Origin of the sequence: Kosakonia sp. S57 (assembly GCF_016516575.1) — a bacterium.
Lineage (GTDB): Bacteria > Pseudomonadota > Gammaproteobacteria > Enterobacterales > Enterobacteriaceae > Kosakonia > Kosakonia cowanii.
The window spans coordinates 1-15567 of record NZ_JACVUL010000032.1; the positions used below are offsets into that span (position 1 = coordinate 1).

The 15567-nt window shown below is 57.2% G+C and carries 15 protein-coding genes and 1 other RNA gene; 5 read left to right on the plus strand and 11 right to left on the minus strand.

The features are described from left to right. Positions 1-145: 145 nt before the first annotated feature. The 3 genes from IAE48_RS22560 to pnuC all read left to right on the plus strand — a co-directional run bounded on the left by IAE48_RS22560 (position 146) and on the right by pnuC (position 2402). A non-coding RNA gene (locus tag IAE48_RS22560) (RtT sRNA) lies at positions 146-281 on the plus strand. 312 nt (positions 282-593) lie between these two features. After that, a complete protein-coding gene (nadA, locus tag IAE48_RS22565; protein WP_200135653.1) occupies positions 594-1637 on the plus strand; it encodes a quinolinate synthase NadA in 1044 nt (347 codons plus the stop codon). Positions 1638-1682: 45 nt separating this feature from the next. Beyond that, on the plus strand, positions 1683-2402 hold the full coding sequence (gene pnuC / locus IAE48_RS22570; protein WP_076769566.1) for a nicotinamide riboside transporter PnuC: 720 nt from the start codon (positions 1683-1685) through the stop codon (positions 2400-2402). Here pnuC and zitB read toward each other — a convergent pair. Both zitB and IAE48_RS22580 read right to left on the minus strand, forming a co-directional pair. After that, positions 2399-3331 (minus strand): CDF family zinc transporter ZitB, encoded by a 933-nt coding sequence (gene zitB, locus IAE48_RS22575; RefSeq protein WP_034812825.1) that lies wholly within the window; start codon positions 3329-3331, stop codon positions 2399-2401. The two genes, pnuC and zitB, sit on opposite strands and share 4 nt — an antisense overlap. Before the next feature lie 115 nt (positions 3332-3446). Continuing rightward, entirely contained in the window at positions 3447-3830 is a 384-nt protein-coding gene (locus IAE48_RS22580) for a YbgS-like family protein (protein WP_042714499.1), read from the minus strand. A gap of 318 nt (positions 3831-4148) precedes the next feature. Here IAE48_RS22580 and aroG point away from each other — a divergent pair, with 318 nt between their 5' ends. Then, positions 4149-5201, plus strand: a complete 1053-nt coding sequence (aroG, locus tag IAE48_RS22585; RefSeq protein ID WP_200135654.1) for a 3-deoxy-7-phosphoheptulonate synthase AroG — start codon at positions 4149-4151, stop codon at positions 5199-5201. Between the two features lie 357 nt (positions 5202-5558). Here the strand turns inward: aroG and gpmA are convergent, their stop codons facing one another. The 9 genes from gpmA to modE form a co-directional block, all read right to left on the minus strand. Then, a complete protein-coding gene (gene gpmA / locus IAE48_RS22590) occupies positions 5559-6311 on the minus strand; it encodes a 2,3-diphosphoglycerate-dependent phosphoglycerate mutase (RefSeq protein ID WP_023479514.1) in 753 nt (250 codons plus the stop codon). Positions 6312-6518: 207 nt separating this feature from the next. Further along, positions 6519-7559: a galactose-1-epimerase gene (galM, locus tag IAE48_RS22595; RefSeq protein ID WP_200135655.1), complete on the minus strand. Its 1041-nt coding sequence runs from the start codon at positions 7557-7559 to the stop codon at positions 6519-6521. Continuing rightward, positions 7553-8701 carry a galactokinase gene (galK, locus tag IAE48_RS22600; protein ID WP_200135656.1) on the minus strand — a complete coding sequence of 383 codons (1149 nt, stop codon included), beginning with the start codon at positions 8699-8701 and terminating at the stop codon, positions 7553-7555. The genes galM and galK overlap by 7 nt, the downstream gene beginning before the upstream one ends. Before the next feature lie 2 nt (positions 8702-8703). After that, positions 8704-9750 (minus strand): galactose-1-phosphate uridylyltransferase, encoded by a 1047-nt coding sequence (gene galT / locus IAE48_RS22605; protein ID WP_200135657.1) that lies wholly within the window; start codon positions 9748-9750, stop codon positions 8704-8706. An 11-nt stretch (positions 9751-9761) separates the two neighbouring features. Next, positions 9762-10778, minus strand: coding sequence for a UDP-glucose 4-epimerase GalE (galE, locus tag IAE48_RS22610; RefSeq protein WP_200135658.1), 1017 nt, complete (start codon positions 10776-10778; stop codon positions 9762-9764). Between the two features lie 216 nt (positions 10779-10994). Beyond that, positions 10995-11690 (minus strand): site-2 protease family protein, encoded by a 696-nt coding sequence (locus IAE48_RS22615; protein ID WP_233631714.1) that lies wholly within the window; start codon positions 11688-11690, stop codon positions 10995-10997. A 2-nt stretch (positions 11691-11692) separates the two neighbouring features. Beyond that, a complete protein-coding gene (locus tag IAE48_RS22620) occupies positions 11693-12631 on the minus strand; it encodes a DUF2167 domain-containing protein (RefSeq protein ID WP_200135659.1) in 939 nt (312 codons plus the stop codon). 179 nt (positions 12632-12810) lie between these two features. Next, positions 12811-14280, minus strand: coding sequence for a molybdate ABC transporter ATP-binding protein ModF (modF, locus tag IAE48_RS22625; RefSeq protein ID WP_200135660.1), 1470 nt, complete (start codon positions 14278-14280; stop codon positions 12811-12813). Positions 14281-14347: 67 nt separating this feature from the next. Then, positions 14348-15136, minus strand: coding sequence for a molybdenum-dependent transcriptional regulator (modE, locus tag IAE48_RS22630; RefSeq protein ID WP_200135661.1), 789 nt, complete (start codon positions 15134-15136; stop codon positions 14348-14350). 136 nt (positions 15137-15272) lie between these two features. Between modE and IAE48_RS22635 the strand changes: the two genes are divergently transcribed. Further along, positions 15273-15434 carry an AcrZ family multidrug efflux pump-associated protein gene (locus IAE48_RS22635; protein WP_023479529.1) on the plus strand — a complete coding sequence of 54 codons (162 nt, stop codon included), beginning with the start codon at positions 15273-15275 and terminating at the stop codon, positions 15432-15434. Positions 15435-15567: the final 133 nt, after the last annotated feature.

Below are 15567 nucleotides of genomic sequence, written 5' to 3' on the forward strand. Positions count from 1 at the left end.
AGTTGACTTTTAATCAATTGGTCGCAGGTTCGAATCCTGCACGACCCACCAATGTAAAAAAGCGCCCTAAAGGCGCTTTTTTGCTATCTGCCGGTTTCAAAGATTCGACAAAATTGTCGGGAACAATTTTGAACAACGCGAAGCGTTGGCCCTTAGGGTGAGTCTCAGGATGAGACGAATATACCTGCGGCAGGTTCGGGGCGAACGTAGTGAGCCAACGGAGCCGCTTGCGGCGACGGCCCGAAGGGCGAGCGAAGCGAGTCATCCTGCACGACCCACCAATGTAAAAATGGCGCTTGCGGCGCTTTTTTGCTATCTGCGATTTGAAAAATCCGTGCGCTCTTCGTGCCGGATGGCGGCTACGCCTTATCCGGCCTACAACATCTCTCCGCATCTGGTTTTCCCAGGCCTGCTAAGCGCAGCGCCAGCAGGCAATTATCTACATTATCCATTTCCCACTGCGAATAAATTCACCGCGACAATATCTCTGCGATCGGGTATCTTGTTTAGTATATAAAACGCCAGCTGCTTAATAATCCATATCAGGCCGCTGTTGGGGTTATCATGTTAAGCACGCAAAACGAGTGAGCATCATGAGCGTAATGTTTGATCCTGAAGCCGCAATCTATCCCTTTCCTGCCAAACCCGCGCCGCTGAAACCTGCGGAAAAAGCCTTTTACCGCGATAAAATCAAACGCTTGCTGAAAGAGCATGATGCGGTGATGGTCGCCCACTACTACACCGACCCGGAGATCCAGCAACTGGCGGAAGAGACCGGCGGCTGCATCTCCGACTCGCTGGAGATGGCGCGCTTTGGCGCCCGTCATCCTGCCTCGACGCTGCTGGTCGCCGGCGTGCGTTTTATGGGGGAAACGGCGAAAATCCTCAGCCCGGAAAAAACGATCGTGATGCCGACGCTTGAGGCCGAATGCTCGCTCGATCTCGGTTGCCCCATCGAGCCGTTCAACGCTTTCTGCGACGCACATCCGGATCGCACCGTGGTGGTTTATGCCAACACCTCGGCGGCGGTAAAAGCCCGCGCCGACTGGGTGGTCACTTCAAGCATTGCGGTCGAGTTGATTGAGCACCTCGATAGCCTCGGCGAAAAAATTATCTGGGCACCGGATCGTCATCTCGGCAATTACGTCCAGAAACAAACGGGCGCGGACGTACTTTGCTGGCAGGGGGCGTGCATCGTCCATGATGAATTCAAAACCCAGGCGCTGCGGCGCATGAAGGCGCTCTATCCGGACGCCGCAATACTGGTGCATCCTGAATCGCCACAAGCGGTGGTAGAGTTAGCCGATGCGGTCGGTTCGACCAGCCAGTTGATCCAGGCCGCAAAAACGCTGCCTCACTCGCAACTGATTGTCGCCACCGACCGCGGGATCTTCTATAAAATGCAGCAGGCCGTGCCGCATAAAGCGCTGATCGAGGCGCCAACGGCTGGCGAAGGGGCGACGTGCCGCAGCTGCGCTCACTGCCCGTGGATGGCGATGAACGGTCTGAAAGCCATTGCCGACGGGCTGGAGCAGGGCGGAACGGCGCATGAGATAGAAGTGGAGGCCAGCCTGCGCGAACGCGCGCTGCTGCCGCTTAACCGCATGCTCGATTTTGCGGCTACACTTCGACCTTAACGTTTTCATAGACATCAATGCGTAACACTACGCTCTGGGGAAAGAATGGACTTTTTTAGTACGCAAAACATCCTCGTGCACATTCCGATCGGTGCCGGGGGATATGACCTTTCATGGATTGAAGCCGCAGGCACGCTGGCGGGTTTACTCTGTATCTGGCTCGCCAGCCTTGAGAAAATCAGCAATTACGCCTTTGGTCTGATTAACGTCACGCTCTTCGCCATCATCTTCTTCCAGATCCAGCTCTACGCCAGCCTGCTGCTGCAACTCTTCTTCTTCGCCGCCAATATCTATGGCTGGTATGCCTGGTCGCGCCAGACCTCGCAGAATGAGGCCGAGCTGCAAATACGCTGGTTGCCGCGCAGCAAAGCCCTCGGCTGGCTTGCCGCCTGCGTGGTGGCGATTGGTCTGATGACGCTGTTTATCAACCCGGTCTTCGCCTTCCTGACGCGTATCGCCGTCAACATCATGCAGGCCGTCGGGCTGAACGTGGCGATGCCAACGCTCCAGCCTGATGCTTTCCCATTCTGGGACTCCTGCATGATGGTGCTCTCTATCGTGGCGATGATTCTGATGACGCGCAAATATGTCGAAAACTGGCTGCTGTGGGTCATTATCAACGTGATAAGCGTGGTGATTTTTGCACGTCAGGGCGTGTGGGCGATGTCGCTGGAGTATATGATCCTCACCTTTATTGCCCTCAACGGCAGCCGGATGTGGATTAACAGCGCGCGTGAGCGTGGCTCTCGCGCGCTTTCACATTAATGATGATGTCCGTGATGGGGATCGGCCGTAACGTCGCCCAGACGGCAGTCTGAGCCGCTACAGGGCTGATACTCCATCTGCACTGTGGCATGAGCAATCTCATAATGGTGCGCCAGGAAGTGGTGGATCTCGCCGAGCAATTTATCGTGATCGCGCGGCGGGATCACCTGCACATGCAGCGTCATCAGCGGTTTTTCACCCACCTGCCAGACGTGCACATGGTGCACATCGCGGATTTCCGGAATCGCTCGGCGCAAATGGCGTTGTAACGCACCGATATCCAGCGAAGCGGGAACCCCCTCCAGCAGTTCATTGACGCTCTCCTTCATCAAGCGCCACGCGCTCTTCAGCACCAGCGCAGAAACCAGCACCGACAGAATCGGGTCGATGGGCGTCCAGTTGGTCACCATAATCACCACCGCCGCGACAATGGCGCCAACGGAGCCAAGCAGATCGCCCAACACATGCAGCGCAGCAGCGCGCACGTTAAGGTTCTTCTCTTCGCTACCGCGATGCAGCAGCCAGAAGGAGAGCAGGTTGGCCACAAGGCCAGCGATAGCAATCGCCATCATCGTCATCCCGGCGACCGGCTGTGGGTGGCTAAAGCGCAGGATCGCTTCCCAGACAATCCAGATTGTTATCAGCACCAGCGCGAGGGCGTTAATAAAAGCGGCAAGCGTCGTTAGACGTAGCCAGCCGAAGGTGCGTTTGGCGCTCGGCGGCTGGCGGGCAAACCACACTGCCAGCAGAGCGAAGAGCAGGGCGGCGGCATCCGTGAGCATATGCCCGGCGTCGGCCAGCAGCGCCAGCGAGCCGGAAATAATCCCGCCCACCACCTCAATAACCATAAAAACAGCGGTGACCGTAAAGGCCAGTAGCAGACGGCGGGCATTGGCATCCGATGAGCCATGCGAGTGATCGTGCGCCATGATGGGATCTATCCTTTTGACCGTTGAGAAAACGCCTACATCATTGCAGATTTTGAGTTTTAAGGAATAAAAAAAGGAGAGCATCAGCTCTCCCTCTTCACTTCAGCATCACGCCTTATTGGGTGGTGCCATCAGTTTTGGTGTTCACTTTGCTGTTGTCGCCGCTACCGGTTTCAACTTTTTTATTCACGTCCGGGCAACGACCATCTTTACACATGGTGTTTTTGTGCACTTCCTCTTTGCTCATATGGCCAGATTTGTGGTGCTTCTGCGTAGAGGTGGAGTTGGTATTGGTGTTGCTGGTATTGATATTGCTGTTATCAACGTTGCCTGGCGCAATGTTCTCTTTCGCGTCAGGTGCAACCTGGCCAGCCTTCGCTGCTGCGTTAGCATCGCCGTTGCTGGAGCTGGAAGAGGATGCGTCCGCCGCATATGCCGCGCCGCCTGCCAGAGTCAGTGTGGTGGTCAGTAAAAGCGTCGCTAATTTATTCATTTTCATCATGATGCTCCTGTGCTGGTCGTCTAATGCCGCGCGGGACGCCGGCAGAATATGCGCGAACCCATCGCACGCTCAGTGGTGAAAGATGCCATACGTGCCATAAGTAGCAGCATGGAATAACGAAAAAATGTAAAACCAAGGTATTTACAGTTAAAAAGTGTAGTCCGGATGTGGCGACTTGCTACTTTTCCCACCACTTTCGCTGGATTCCAGGAATTATCCGGGCGTAGTGTAAGTTCGCGTTTACACTACGGCGCGAGCGAGATAGATTGGTCAGATTGCTTTTCTTCTAAAAAACATGTTCACACTGGAAAGATCATGACTTATCAGAACGACGATTTACGCATCAAAGAGATCAATGAGTTACTCCCTCCTGTCGCGCTGCTTGAAAAATTCCCCGCTACCGAAACCGCTGCCAGAACGGTCTCCCAGGCGCGCCGGGCAATTCATCAAATCCTGCGTGGCAACGACGACCGCCTGTTAGTGGTTATCGGCCCCTGTTCCATTCACGATCCCGTGGCGGCAAAAGAGTATGCTTCGCGCCTGCTGGCACTGCGTGACGAACTGAAGGGCGAACTGGAAATCGTGATGCGCGTCTATTTCGAAAAACCGCGCACCACCGTTGGCTGGAAGGGGCTGATTAACGATCCGCATATGGATAACAGCTTCCGCATTAATGACGGCCTGCGCATTGCGCGCAAACTGCTGCTGGAGATCAACGACAGCGGGCTGCCTGCGGCAGGTGAGTTCCTCGATATGATCACCCCGCAATATATGGCGGATTTAATGAGCTGGGGCGCGATTGGCGCGCGCACCACCGAATCCCAGGTGCATCGTGAGCTTGCCTCCGGCCTCTCGTGCCCGGTTGGTTTTAAGAACGGCACCGACGGCACCATCAAAGTGGCGATTGACGCCATCAACGCCGCAGGCGCACCGCACTGCTTCCTCTCTGTGACCAAATGGGGTCACTCCGCCATCGTCAACACGGCGGGCAACGGCGATTGCCACATTATTCTGCGCGGCGGCAAAGAGCCGAACTACAGCGCGAAGCATGTCGCCGAGGTGAAAGCAGGGCTGGAAAAAGCGGGCTTACCGGCGCAGGTGATGATTGATTTCAGCCATGCGAACTCCAGTAAGCAGTTTAAAAAGCAGATGGAGGTTAGCACCGATGTTTGCCAGCAGATCGCGGGCGGTGACAAGGCGATTATGGGCGTGATGATTGAGAGCCACCTGGTGGAAGGCAACCAAAGCCTTGAGAGCGGCGATGCACTGGTTTACGGCAAAAGCGTGACCGATGCCTGTATCGGCTGGGAAGATACCGACGCGGTGCTGCGCCAGTTAGCGCAAGCCGTTAAAGCACGCCGCGGTTAACAAGGCGCTGTTTGTAGGCCGGATAAGGCGTAGCCGCCATACGGCAATTGAGCTGCGGGGTTAATGCCGGATGGCGCGCAAGCGCTTATCCGGCCTACGCGGTTTCAGCGGCTTGATTACCGAATGCCGGATGGCGCGTAAACGCTTATCCGGCCTGCGCGGTTTCAGCGGCTTGATTACCGAATGCCGGATGGCGCGTAAATGCTTATCCGGCCTACGCGGTTTCAGCGGTTTCGATGTAGGCCGGATAAGGCGCAGCCGCCATCCGGCAATTTTACGCAGCAAAAAGCCCGGCAGCGCGAAGCGTACCGGGCTTGAAAATCAAAAGCCGGGCATCAACGTGTCCGGCTTTTTTTATTACTTCGCTTTACCCTGGTTTGCTACCGCAGCAGCTTTCGCGGCGATCTCATCCGCGTTACCCAGATAGTAGTGCTTAATCGGTTTGAAGTTTTCGTCGAACTCATACACCAGCGGTACGCCGGTCGGAATGTTCAGTTCGAGGATCGCTTCTTCGCTCATGTTGTCGAGGTATTTCACCAGCGCACGCAGGGAGTTACCGTGTGCGGCAATGATCACGCGCTCACCGCTTTTCAGACGCGGCAGAATGGTTTCATTCCAGTAAGGGATCACGCGATCGATGGTCAGCGCCAGGCTTTCGGTCAGCGGCAGCTCTTGTTCGGTCAGTTTCGCGTAGCGCGGATCGTGGCCCGGGAAACGCTCATCATCTTTGGTCAGCGCCGGCGGGGTAACGGCGAAGCCGCGACGCCACTGTTTAACCTGATCGTCGCCATATTTCTCAGCGGTTTCTGCTTTGTTCAGACCCTGCAGCGCACCGTAGTGACGTTCGTTCAGTTTCCAGCTCTTCTCAACCGGCAACCATGCCTGATCCAGTTCGTCCAGAACGTTCCACAGCGTGTGGATGGCACGTTTCAGCACAGAGGTATAAGCAAAATCAAACGCGTAGCCTTCAGCTTTCAGCAGTTTGCCTGCCGCTTTCGCTTCGCCAACGCCTTTCTCTGACAGATCAACATCGTACCAACCGGTGAAGCGGTTTTCGTTGTTCCACTGGCTTTCGCCATGACGAACCAGAACCAGCTTAGTAACAGCCATACACTTACTCCTGTGAGCCTGATTTAATGATAACGATTCTCATTGTATTGCCGAAGCGCACTGCCCGGCAACGATTACCCTTAACCATAGCGAAAATAGGCGCAGAGTGTAAGCTGCTTGTGAATCGAGGGTTATTGTTTTGAGGATAAGTGGCGCATATTTCAGCAAAAAGGGCAAAAAAAAGCCCTCCCGCAGGAGGGCTCATGCTCAGAGCGGAATAAAGTGATACTCCGTCCGGCTGACATATTCGTCGCCAGGCTGCAGCGTACAATCCGGCTGCGGGAAGTCTGGGCGGTTCGGGCTGTCGGGTAAAAACTCGCTCTCCAGCGCCAGGCCCTGCCACGCGCTGTAGGTTTTCCCGCCGCGCGCAGGTGTCCCTTCCAGGTAGTTACCGGAGTAGAACTGCAGCGCAGGCGCGCTGGTGTAGACCGACATCTGCAGCTGCTTATCTGTCGACCACAGGTGCGCCGCAGGCGTAGTCACATCGCCCTGTGCCTGCAGTAAAAAGGCGTGATCGTACCCCTTCACCACGCGCTGATCCTCATCGCTGAGGAACTCTTCCGCCACGGTTTTTGGCGTACGGAAATCAAAACTGGTCAGCGCCACCTTTTTCAGATCGCCGGTCGGAATACCCATCTCATCCACCGGCAGATAGGCATCGGCCAGCAGCTGCAACGTATGGTTGCGGACATCGCCCTGCGCGCCATCAAGGTTGAAATAGGCGTGATTGGTCAGGTTGACCGGGCAGGGCTTGTCGGTGGTCGCACGGTACTCAATCGTAATGCGGTTATCATCACCAAGACGGAAGTGCGCCGTGGCGTTGACCGTGCCCGGATAGCCCTGATCGCCATCCGGCGAGGTGAGGGAGAAGAGCACTTCGCTGTCGTTCTGGCGCTCAATGCGCCACCGGCGTTTATCAAACCCTTCCGGGCCGCCATGCAACTGGTTTTCGCCCTGGCTTGGGGTCAGGGACCAGGTCTCGCCATCAAGGGTAAAGCGGCTTTTGGCAATCCGGTTCGCATACCGGCCAATAGACGCACCGAGATAGGCGGTCTGCTCCCAGTAGTGCTCCGGCGTCGCGCAGCCGAGCAGGGCTTCGCGTACGCTGCCATCTTTCATCGGTACGCGCGCAGAGAGCAGCGTCGCGCCCCAGTCCATTAAGCTCACCACCATCCCCGCGCCGTTGCGCAGGGTGATCAGTCGTACCGGCAGCCCATCGGGTGCTACCGCAGGCGTTTCATTTAGCACTGTCCTGCCCCCTGAGAAGGTTTACACACGTAGAAGGTCTCTTTGATGCCGGTTTTCGCTTCGTACTGGCTCTCAACCGCCTGTTTCACTTCCGGTACCAGCGCTTCCGGCACCAGCGCAACGACGCAGCCGCCAAAGCCGCCGCCGGTCATGCGCACGCCGCCTTTATCACCGATGGTCGCTTTGACGATCTCTACCAGCGTATCGATTTGCGGCACGGTGATCTCGAAATCGTCGCGCATAGAGGCGTGGGATTCCGCCATCAGCTCGCCCATGCGTTGCAGATCGCCTTTCTCCAGCGCGGCGGCTGCTTCCACGGTGCGGGCGTTTTCGGTCAGCACATGGCGTACACGTTTCGCGACCAGCGGATCCAGCTCATTCGCCACAGCGTTGAACTGATCGAGGCTGACATCACGCAGCGCTTTTTGCTGGAAGAAGCGCGCGCCGGTTTCGCACTGCTGGCGGCGGGTGTTGTATTCGCTGCCCACCAGCGTACGTTTGAAGTTGCTGTTAATAATGACAATTGCCACGCCTTCGGGCATGGAAACCGCTTTGGTGCCGAGCGAGCGGCAGTCGATCAGCAGCGCACTGCCTTTCTTGCCAAGCGCAGAGATCAGCTGATCCATAATGCCGCAGTTACAACCAACAAACTGGTTCTCCGCTTCCTGGCCGTTGAGCGCGATCTGCGCCCCGTCCAGCGGCAGATGGTAAAGCTGCTGGAAGACGGTACCGACCGCCACTTCCAGCGAGGCAGACGAGCTTAAGCCCGCGCCCTGCGGCACATTGCCGCTAATCACCAGATCCGCGCCGCCAAAGCTGGCATCGCGCTGTTGCAGATGTTTCACCACGCCGCGCACATAGTTGGACCACTGCTGGCTGTCGTGGGCCACAATCGGCGCATCCAGCGAAAACTCATCGCGCTGGTTGTCGTAGTCGGCCGCGACCACGCGCACGGTGCGGTCGTCGCGTGCTTTGCAGCTGATTACCGTCTGGTAATCGATGGCGCAGGGCAGCACAAAGCCGTCGTTGTAATCGGTATGTTCGCCAATCAGGTTGACGCGGCCCGGGGCCTGGATGGTGTGGGTGGCAGGGTAGCCGAATGTCTCAGCAAACAGCGCGTCTGTTGTCTCTTTCAGGCTCATTGTTATTCTCCGGATTCGCGAAAATGGATATCACTGACCGCGCGCAGGCGTTCGGCCGCTTGTTCTGCCGTGAGATCGCGCTGGGTTTCGCCGAGCATCTCGTAGCCGACCATAAATTTACGCACCGTGGCGGAGCGCAGCAGCGGCGGATAGAAGTGCGCATGCAGCTGCCAGTGGGCGTTATCTTCGCTATTAAACGGCGCGCCGTGCCAGCCCATTGAGTAGGGGAATGAGCACTGGAACAGGTTGTCGTAGCGGCTGGTCAGTTTTTTCAGTGCCAGCGCAAGATCGCTGCGCTGCGCGTCGGTTAACCCGGTAATGCGCTGAACGGCGGCTTTTGGCAGCAGCAGCGTTTCAAACGGCCAGGCGGCCCAGTAAGGCACTACCGCCAGCCAGTGCTCAGTTTCAACTACCGTGCGGCTGCCATCTTTCAGCTCGCGCTGTACATAATCGAGCAGCATCGGCGAGTGGTGTTCGGCAAAGTAGGCTTTTTGCAGGCGATCTTCGCGCTCGGCTTCATTCGGCAGGAAGCTGTTGGCCCATACCTGTCCGTGCGGATGCGGGTTGGAGCAGCCCATCGCCGCGCCTTTGTTCTCAAACACCTGGATCCACGGATAGGTTTTACCCAGCTCAGCGGTCTGCTGCTGCCAGGTTTTTACCACCTCTTCCAGTGCCGCCACGCTCAGCTCCGGCAGCGTTTTGCTGTGATCCGGCGAGAAGCAGATAACCCGGCTGGTGCCGCGCGCGCTCTGGCTGCGCATCAGCGGGTCGTTACTCTCTGGCGCATCCGGCGTGTCGGTCATCAGCGCCGCAAAGTCGTTGGTAAAGACATAGGTGCTGGTGTAGTCGGGGTTTTTATCCCCGGTGACACGGGTATTGCCCGGACAGAGGAAACAGTCCGGATCGTGGGCAGGCAGCGTCTGTTTAGACGGCGTCTCCTGCGCCCCTTGCCAGGGGCGTTTCGCACGGTGCGGAGAGACCAGAATCCACTGATCCGTCAGCGGATTGTAGCGGCGATGCGGGTGATCGACCGGGTTAAATTGCGACATTACCACTCCTGTTAATCGGGATAGCCCTGCGGATGGCGTGACTGCCAGCGCCAGGTATCTTCTGCCATTTCATCAAGGGTGCGTGTTACGCGCCAGTTCAGCTCTTTATCGGCTTTAGTAGCATCCGCCCAGTAAGCCGGGAGATCGCCGTCGCGGCGCGGCGCGAAGTGCCAGGCAATCTGTTTGCCGCAGGCTTTGCTGAAGGCGTTAATCACATCAAGCACGCTGCTGCCGACGCCAGCGCCGAGGTTATAAATATGCACGCCCGGTTTGCCTGCCAGCTGCTGCATGGCGGCAACGTGACCGTCGGCCAGATCCATCACGTGGATATAGTCGCGCACGCCGGTGCCATCTTCTGTCGGGTAGTCATTGCCGAACACCGCCAGCGATTCGCGGCGGCCCACCGCCACTTGCGCGATATAGGGCATCAGGTTGTTTGGAATCCCCTGCGGATCTTCACCCATCTCACCTGACGGATGCGCGCCTACCGGGTTGAAGTAGCGCAGCAGCGCGATGCTCCACTCCGGCTGCGCTTTCTGCAGGTCGGTGAGGATCTGCTCAACCATCAGTTTGCTTTTGCCATACGGGCTTTGCGGGGTGCCGGTCGGGAAGCTTTCGGCATAAGGGATTTTCGGCTGGTCGCCATAAACGGTTGCCGAGGAGCTAAAGATAAAATTCTTCACGTTGGCGGCGCGCATAGCATTAATCAGGCGCAGCGTGCCGTTGACGTTGTTGTCATAATACTCCAGCGGTTTGGCAACGGATTCGCCGACGGCCTTCAGCCCGGCAAAGTGGATCACCGCTTCGATGGCGTGATCGTGCAGGATCTCGGCCAGCAGTGCTTCATCGCGAATATCGCCCTCAACGAAGAGCGCCCGTTTACCGCCAAAGCGCTCAATCTGGTTAAGCACGCTGCGCTTACTGTTGCAGAGGTTGTCGAGGATGATAACGTCATGACCGTTTTGCAGCAGTTGCACGCAGGTGTGGCTTCCTATGTAACCGCTACCACCAGTAACCAGAACTCGCATATTTGACTCCATCAAGCATTTGATATGAATTAACCTTAGCATAACAGAGCGGTAAAAAGTGTGACATGGGATAAAATAGTGGAATCGTTTACACTGATTTTTCAACCGCCCGCAATGCCGCATCAACGCCGGGACAGCCGCGTATTTACCGGGCTGCGCCGACGAGTGTGATTAGTCTGAAAATGACGTCACTGCGCTGCAGCGACGCAGGGAAAGTCAGCGAAAGCTGGCCAGCGCCCCGTGGAGGTTATAGGTCATCAGGGAGAGCCAGGCAATCAGCCCAAAGTACAAAAGGGTATATTCCAGACGTTTGCCAGGGTTGAGTGCGGTTAAATTGGGCGTTTCTTTGCGCCTTGCCCAGATTTGCGAAGCCGCCAGCAGGCAGACAATCAGCAGCAGCGGGCTGGGATGCAGGTAAAAGAAACCGAGCAGCAGCGGGATGCCGAGATACCAAATCTTGCGTGAAATGGCGACGGTAATGCGCCCGCCATCCAGCGGCGGAACCGGGATGAGGTTAAAGAGGTTGAGGAAAAAGCCGGCGTAAGCCACCGCCATCAACATCGAACTGTCGAAGTACTCCGCCAGATAGTAGCAGCCCAGCGCGGCAAGCGAGCCGAGCAGGGGGCCGGCTATACCGACCCAGGCCTCCGTTTCCGCATCCGGAAACTCCTCTTTCAGCGCCACCCAGGCACCGACAAAAGGGATAAACATCGGCAGACCCACCGGCAAGTTACGCTGGCGAGCCGCAAGATAGTGACCCAACTCATGGCAAAAGAGCAGCACCACGAAGCCGGTGGCGTAGGGCCAACCGAAGGCCAGCGCATAGGTTGCCACCGACAGCAGCATTGTCCCCCCGGAAAGCAGCAGCTTGCCGAGGGTTGCGCCTTTAAACAGCAAAAACAACAGCTTCATGCTTATTCGACAATTTTAGATTTGTCGTCTTTTTTGCGAAACAGCAGCTTTTTGATGCCCATGCCTGCACCCGCCAGCGCAATCAGCGCCAGTTTCCAGAACTTCAGCAGCGTCACGCCGATAATTGCCAGCAGACCCAGTTTTTTCGCCGCCAGGCCGCCAATCAGCGCTGCCAGGCCATACTCGGCGATCTTGTCAGTCGAGGCGTTGAAGTCGCTGTACTTTTTGCCGTCGTTAAAGGTCACAGCGTTAAGCAGGTTTTTCGCCAGCGGCTTCTCCTGCTCCACGGTGCCGCGATCGGTCACCAGGTTGAGCGAGAGATACCCTTCACGGCCGAGCAGGTAGGTGTTGTAGTTCACCCCTTGCTCTTTCAGCGGAACGTTACTGCCGATATCGCGAATCGCAGCAGACCAGATCAGGCGATGCGTTGCGGCGTCATAGCTTGGCTTCTCTACCCAGCCGACCACTTCGATGGGCGGAATGCCTTTCTCGCTGCGCAACTTGTTGCCTTCCTTGGTCCCCTCCTGCAGATTGCTCAGCAGTTCGGCTGCGTCCCAGTCTTTGGCATCGTCATCTTTGATGTAACCCGCATCGTCATACTCAATGGAGACGAACCCGGAGATGGCATCATTGAACACCAGCCCGTAAAAGGCGCTCTCATCGACGTGGTTACCCAGCTCGCGCATAAATTCCGCTGCCTGCCGCGGCGGGATATAGGTAAAACCTTCCGGGAGATTCAGCACCGCCTGGTTACCCAGCGTGACTTTATGCGGGCCAGACACGCTGACGCGCTGCATGTTTTCTACGGCCTGGTTAATTTTTGCTTCGTTCGCGGAAGCCGCGTCCGGTGCCGTCTCTTCGGCAAAACTCAGCGTGCTGAAACCAAAGCAGAGCGCCGCGACCAGCGTAAGGGCGCGGGGGAGGGAGAGATATTGAGTCATAAAGGTCCCGTTTATATTGACCCGTCGTCCGTCGGCGGGCTTTTTTCTTGCCATAACAAAAACTGGCCGCCGATAACGGGGGCGTCATCAGCAAGCCAGTAAACGATCATTATTTTTTTTACGCGAAAACGCGCGAGCGTTATTACAGCACACAGCCAGGAGGCGAAGCAGCCCCCCAATTATTGTGGTGTTAAGGCGTAGCGGTAGCCCTCGCCGTCGGCAATAAACGCCAGCTGGTGGGTAATGCAGGCGGGCGCGTCGGAAGCGTGGTGGGAGACAAACAGCAACTGGGTTTCACCTTCGCCGATCAGCACATCGATAAAGCGGCGCACCAGCTGGCGGTTGAGCGGATCCAGCCCCTGCAATGGCTCATCGAGGATCAGCAGCGTCGGGTGTTTAACCAGCGCGCGGACAATTAGCGCCAGCCGCTGCTGCCCCCAGGAGAGGCTGTGAAACGGCGCGTCGGCGGTACGGGCATCAAAGCCGAGAATATCGAGCCACTGCTGCGCCAGCTTGTGCTGCTTATCGGAGACCGCCTGGTAAATCCCAATCGAGTCGAAATAGCCGGAGAGGATCACATTGCGCACCGTGGTGCTGACGCGGTAATCGAGATGCAGGCTGCTGCTGACATAGCCAATATGTTTTTTGATATCCCAGATGGTCTCACCGCTGCCGCGACGGCGGCCAAACAGGGTTAAATCGTTGCTGTAGCCCTGCGGATGATCGCCGGTAATCAGGCTTAGCAGCGTCGATTTCCCCGCGCCGTTCGGGCCGGTGATCTGCCAGTGCTCGCCCGGATTCACCTGCCAGCAGAGGTGATTAATGATTGGGCGGTCATCATAGGAGACCACGCCGTCGTTGAGCACAATCAGCGGTGCGGTGGGATCGAGCGTGGCACGAGCGGGCGCAGCGTCCGGCTCCGGCAGCGCCATGCCGCTCAACTGTTCGCTATGCGCCAGTTGCGCAATCAGCGCCTGCTGGAGCAGAGCCTCTTTCTCACCGGTCTCCGTTAGCGCACAATCCACCAGCACACCCGCATGCTGCACAAAGGCCGGGATCTCATCGAAGCGGTTGAGCACCAGCACCAGCGTGTAGCCATCGCCATTCAGACGGGCGAGCAACTCGGCGAGTTGCTGGCGAGAGTCGACATCCAGCCCGTCAAAGGGCTCATCAAGAATAAGCAGCTCCGGCTGCGCCATCAGCGCCTGGCAGAGCAGAGTTTTGCGGGTTTCGCCGGTCGAGAGGTATTTAAAGCGCCGCTCAAGCAGATGGGTAATGCCAAACTGCGCCGCCAGCGCCGCGCAGCGCGACGGGTCTTTAACCTCATCCTGGATAATATCGGCGGTGGTGCGCCCGGTATCCTCTTCGCCCGGCGAGAGCATATCGGTGTTATTACGCTGCCACTCTTCGCTGACCAGCTTTTGCAGCTGTTCAAAGGAGAGGCGGGTAAGGCGGGTGAAGTGGCACTGGCGCTCGCCGTTAAGCAGCGTCAGCTCACCCGCCAGCGCGCGAGCCAGCGCTGATTTGCCGCTGCCATTGGCTCCGACAAAGGCCCAGCTCTCTCCGGCCTGCAGGCGGAGATTTTCAAGATGCAGCGTGCGGGTATCGCTAAGACGAAACGTACCTTGCGAAATTTGCAATGACGACATGATGTATCCCAGGTTTTGCAGCACAGAAACTCAGGGATACGTGCAATGGCCCGGCTTGTCAATGCCCTCAGCACAACGTGGCGAGAATCACCCGATCGGCATTAAAATATGCCGTCACCTGCTGCTGTTCCTGCATATCCTCCACCTGCGCATTTGGCACCGTGGCGCAAAGCATCTGACCATCCGGCAGGGCGATCAACACTTCACTCTGCACCTCGCCCTGCTCAATATGGGCAATCGCGCCGGTTATCTGGTTATCCGCCTGCGCCGCCAGCCGCGCATCGCAGGTCAGGCTGACCCACGGCGCTTTTAGCAGCACCAGCACCTCTTTGCCCGCCTCCAGCCCTAAGCGTTCAGCGCTTTGCGCCGTGACCGCCGCGTTAAGGCGGGTTTGCCCATCCGCCAGCAACACCTCGACATGCTGCTGCACCTGCTGGTGGTCGCGGGCGGTAATGGTGCCGAACCACTGGTTACGGGCGCTGGTTTGCAGGGAGAAGCGTGAGATGGCCGCCAGCAGGCTGTCGAGCGGCAGGGCGTCATCATCGCTCAGCACATCAAAGGCTTTTTGCTGGATCTGCCCCAGCAGATCGTAGAGCTGAATCAGACGCTGCCCGTAGCGGGTGACCACCGCGCCGCCGCCGCCTTTACCGCCGGTGGCGCGCTCAACCAGCGTCTGCTCGCTGAGCTGGTTCATCTCATTGATGGCGTCCCACGCGCTTTTGTAGCTGATCCCGGCGTTCTTCGCGCCCTGGCTGATGGAGCCGGTTTGCTCAATCTGCTTAAGCAGAGCGATGCGCCGCGGGTCGGCGAAGAGGCGCTGCTGGAGTTTAAGAGTAAGGAGAATTTCAGCCTGCATGACGCACTTCCCTCGCAAAAGGGCTATTGTGAAGGAAAAGCGCCGACGCGCCTAGTGCCGGGCAATCGCACAAAAGGCGAGTGTTTTACATAATGTTCAGGCTAGAATGCCGCATTCTCACTTTCTGGAGACGACCATGTTAGAGCTGTTGAAAAGCCTGGTTTTTGCCGTGATTATGGTGCCGGTGGTTATGGCGATTATCCTCGGCCTGATTTATGGCCTGGGTGAAGTGTTTAACGTCTTTTCCGCCGTTGGGCACCGCGAAAAGCGCCGCGATACCACCACCCCATCGCGCTAATCCCTTCCCAAACGCCCACTTTGTGGGCGTTTCGCTCTCTGCCATTCAAGATCTTTTCCCTTTCTGCCGATATAGTTAGGTAGGTTTTAATTATTGATGGGTATTTCCGGCCCGCTGCCATTCTCTGATACTA

Excerpts from the sequence above, each read along its gene's own strand:
- modE (WP_200135661.1), bottom strand. The coding sequence starts at position 15,136 with ATGCAGGCTGAAATTCTCCTTACTCTTAAACTCCAGCAGCGCCTCTTC.
- nadA (WP_200135653.1), top strand. The coding sequence starts at position 594 with ATGAGCGTAATGTTTGATCCTGAAGCCGCAATCTATCCCTTTCCTGCC.
- IAE48_RS22615 (WP_233631714.1), bottom strand. The coding sequence starts at position 11,690 with ATGAAGCTGTTGTTTTTGCTGTTTAAAGGCGCAACCCTCGGCAAGCTG.
- IAE48_RS22635 (WP_023479529.1), top strand. The coding sequence starts at position 15,273 with ATGTTAGAGCTGTTGAAAAGCCTGGTTTTTGCCGTGATTATGGTGCCG.
- modF (WP_200135660.1), bottom strand. The coding sequence starts at position 14,280 with ATGTCGTCATTGCAAATTTCGCAAGGTACGTTTCGTCTTAGCGATACC.
- zitB (WP_034812825.1), bottom strand. The coding sequence starts at position 3,331 with ATGGCGCACGATCACTCGCATGGCTCATCGGATGCCAATGCCCGCCGT.
- galE (WP_200135658.1), bottom strand. The coding sequence starts at position 10,778 with ATGCGAGTTCTGGTTACTGGTGGTAGCGGTTACATAGGAAGCCACACC.
- IAE48_RS22580 (WP_042714499.1), bottom strand. The coding sequence starts at position 3,830 with ATGAAAATGAATAAATTAGCGACGCTTTTACTGACCACCACACTGACT.
- aroG (WP_200135654.1), top strand. The coding sequence starts at position 4,149 with ATGACTTATCAGAACGACGATTTACGCATCAAAGAGATCAATGAGTTA.
- galK (WP_200135656.1), bottom strand. The coding sequence starts at position 8,701 with ATGAGCCTGAAAGAGACAACAGACGCGCTGTTTGCTGAGACATTCGGC.
- pnuC (WP_076769566.1), top strand. The coding sequence starts at position 1,683 with ATGGACTTTTTTAGTACGCAAAACATCCTCGTGCACATTCCGATCGGT.
- IAE48_RS22620 (WP_200135659.1), bottom strand. The coding sequence starts at position 12,631 with ATGACTCAATATCTCTCCCTCCCCCGCGCCCTTACGCTGGTCGCGGCG.
- galT (WP_200135657.1), bottom strand. The coding sequence starts at position 9,750 with ATGTCGCAATTTAACCCGGTCGATCACCCGCATCGCCGCTACAATCCG.
- gpmA (WP_023479514.1), bottom strand. The coding sequence starts at position 6,311 with ATGGCTGTTACTAAGCTGGTTCTGGTTCGTCATGGCGAAAGCCAGTGG.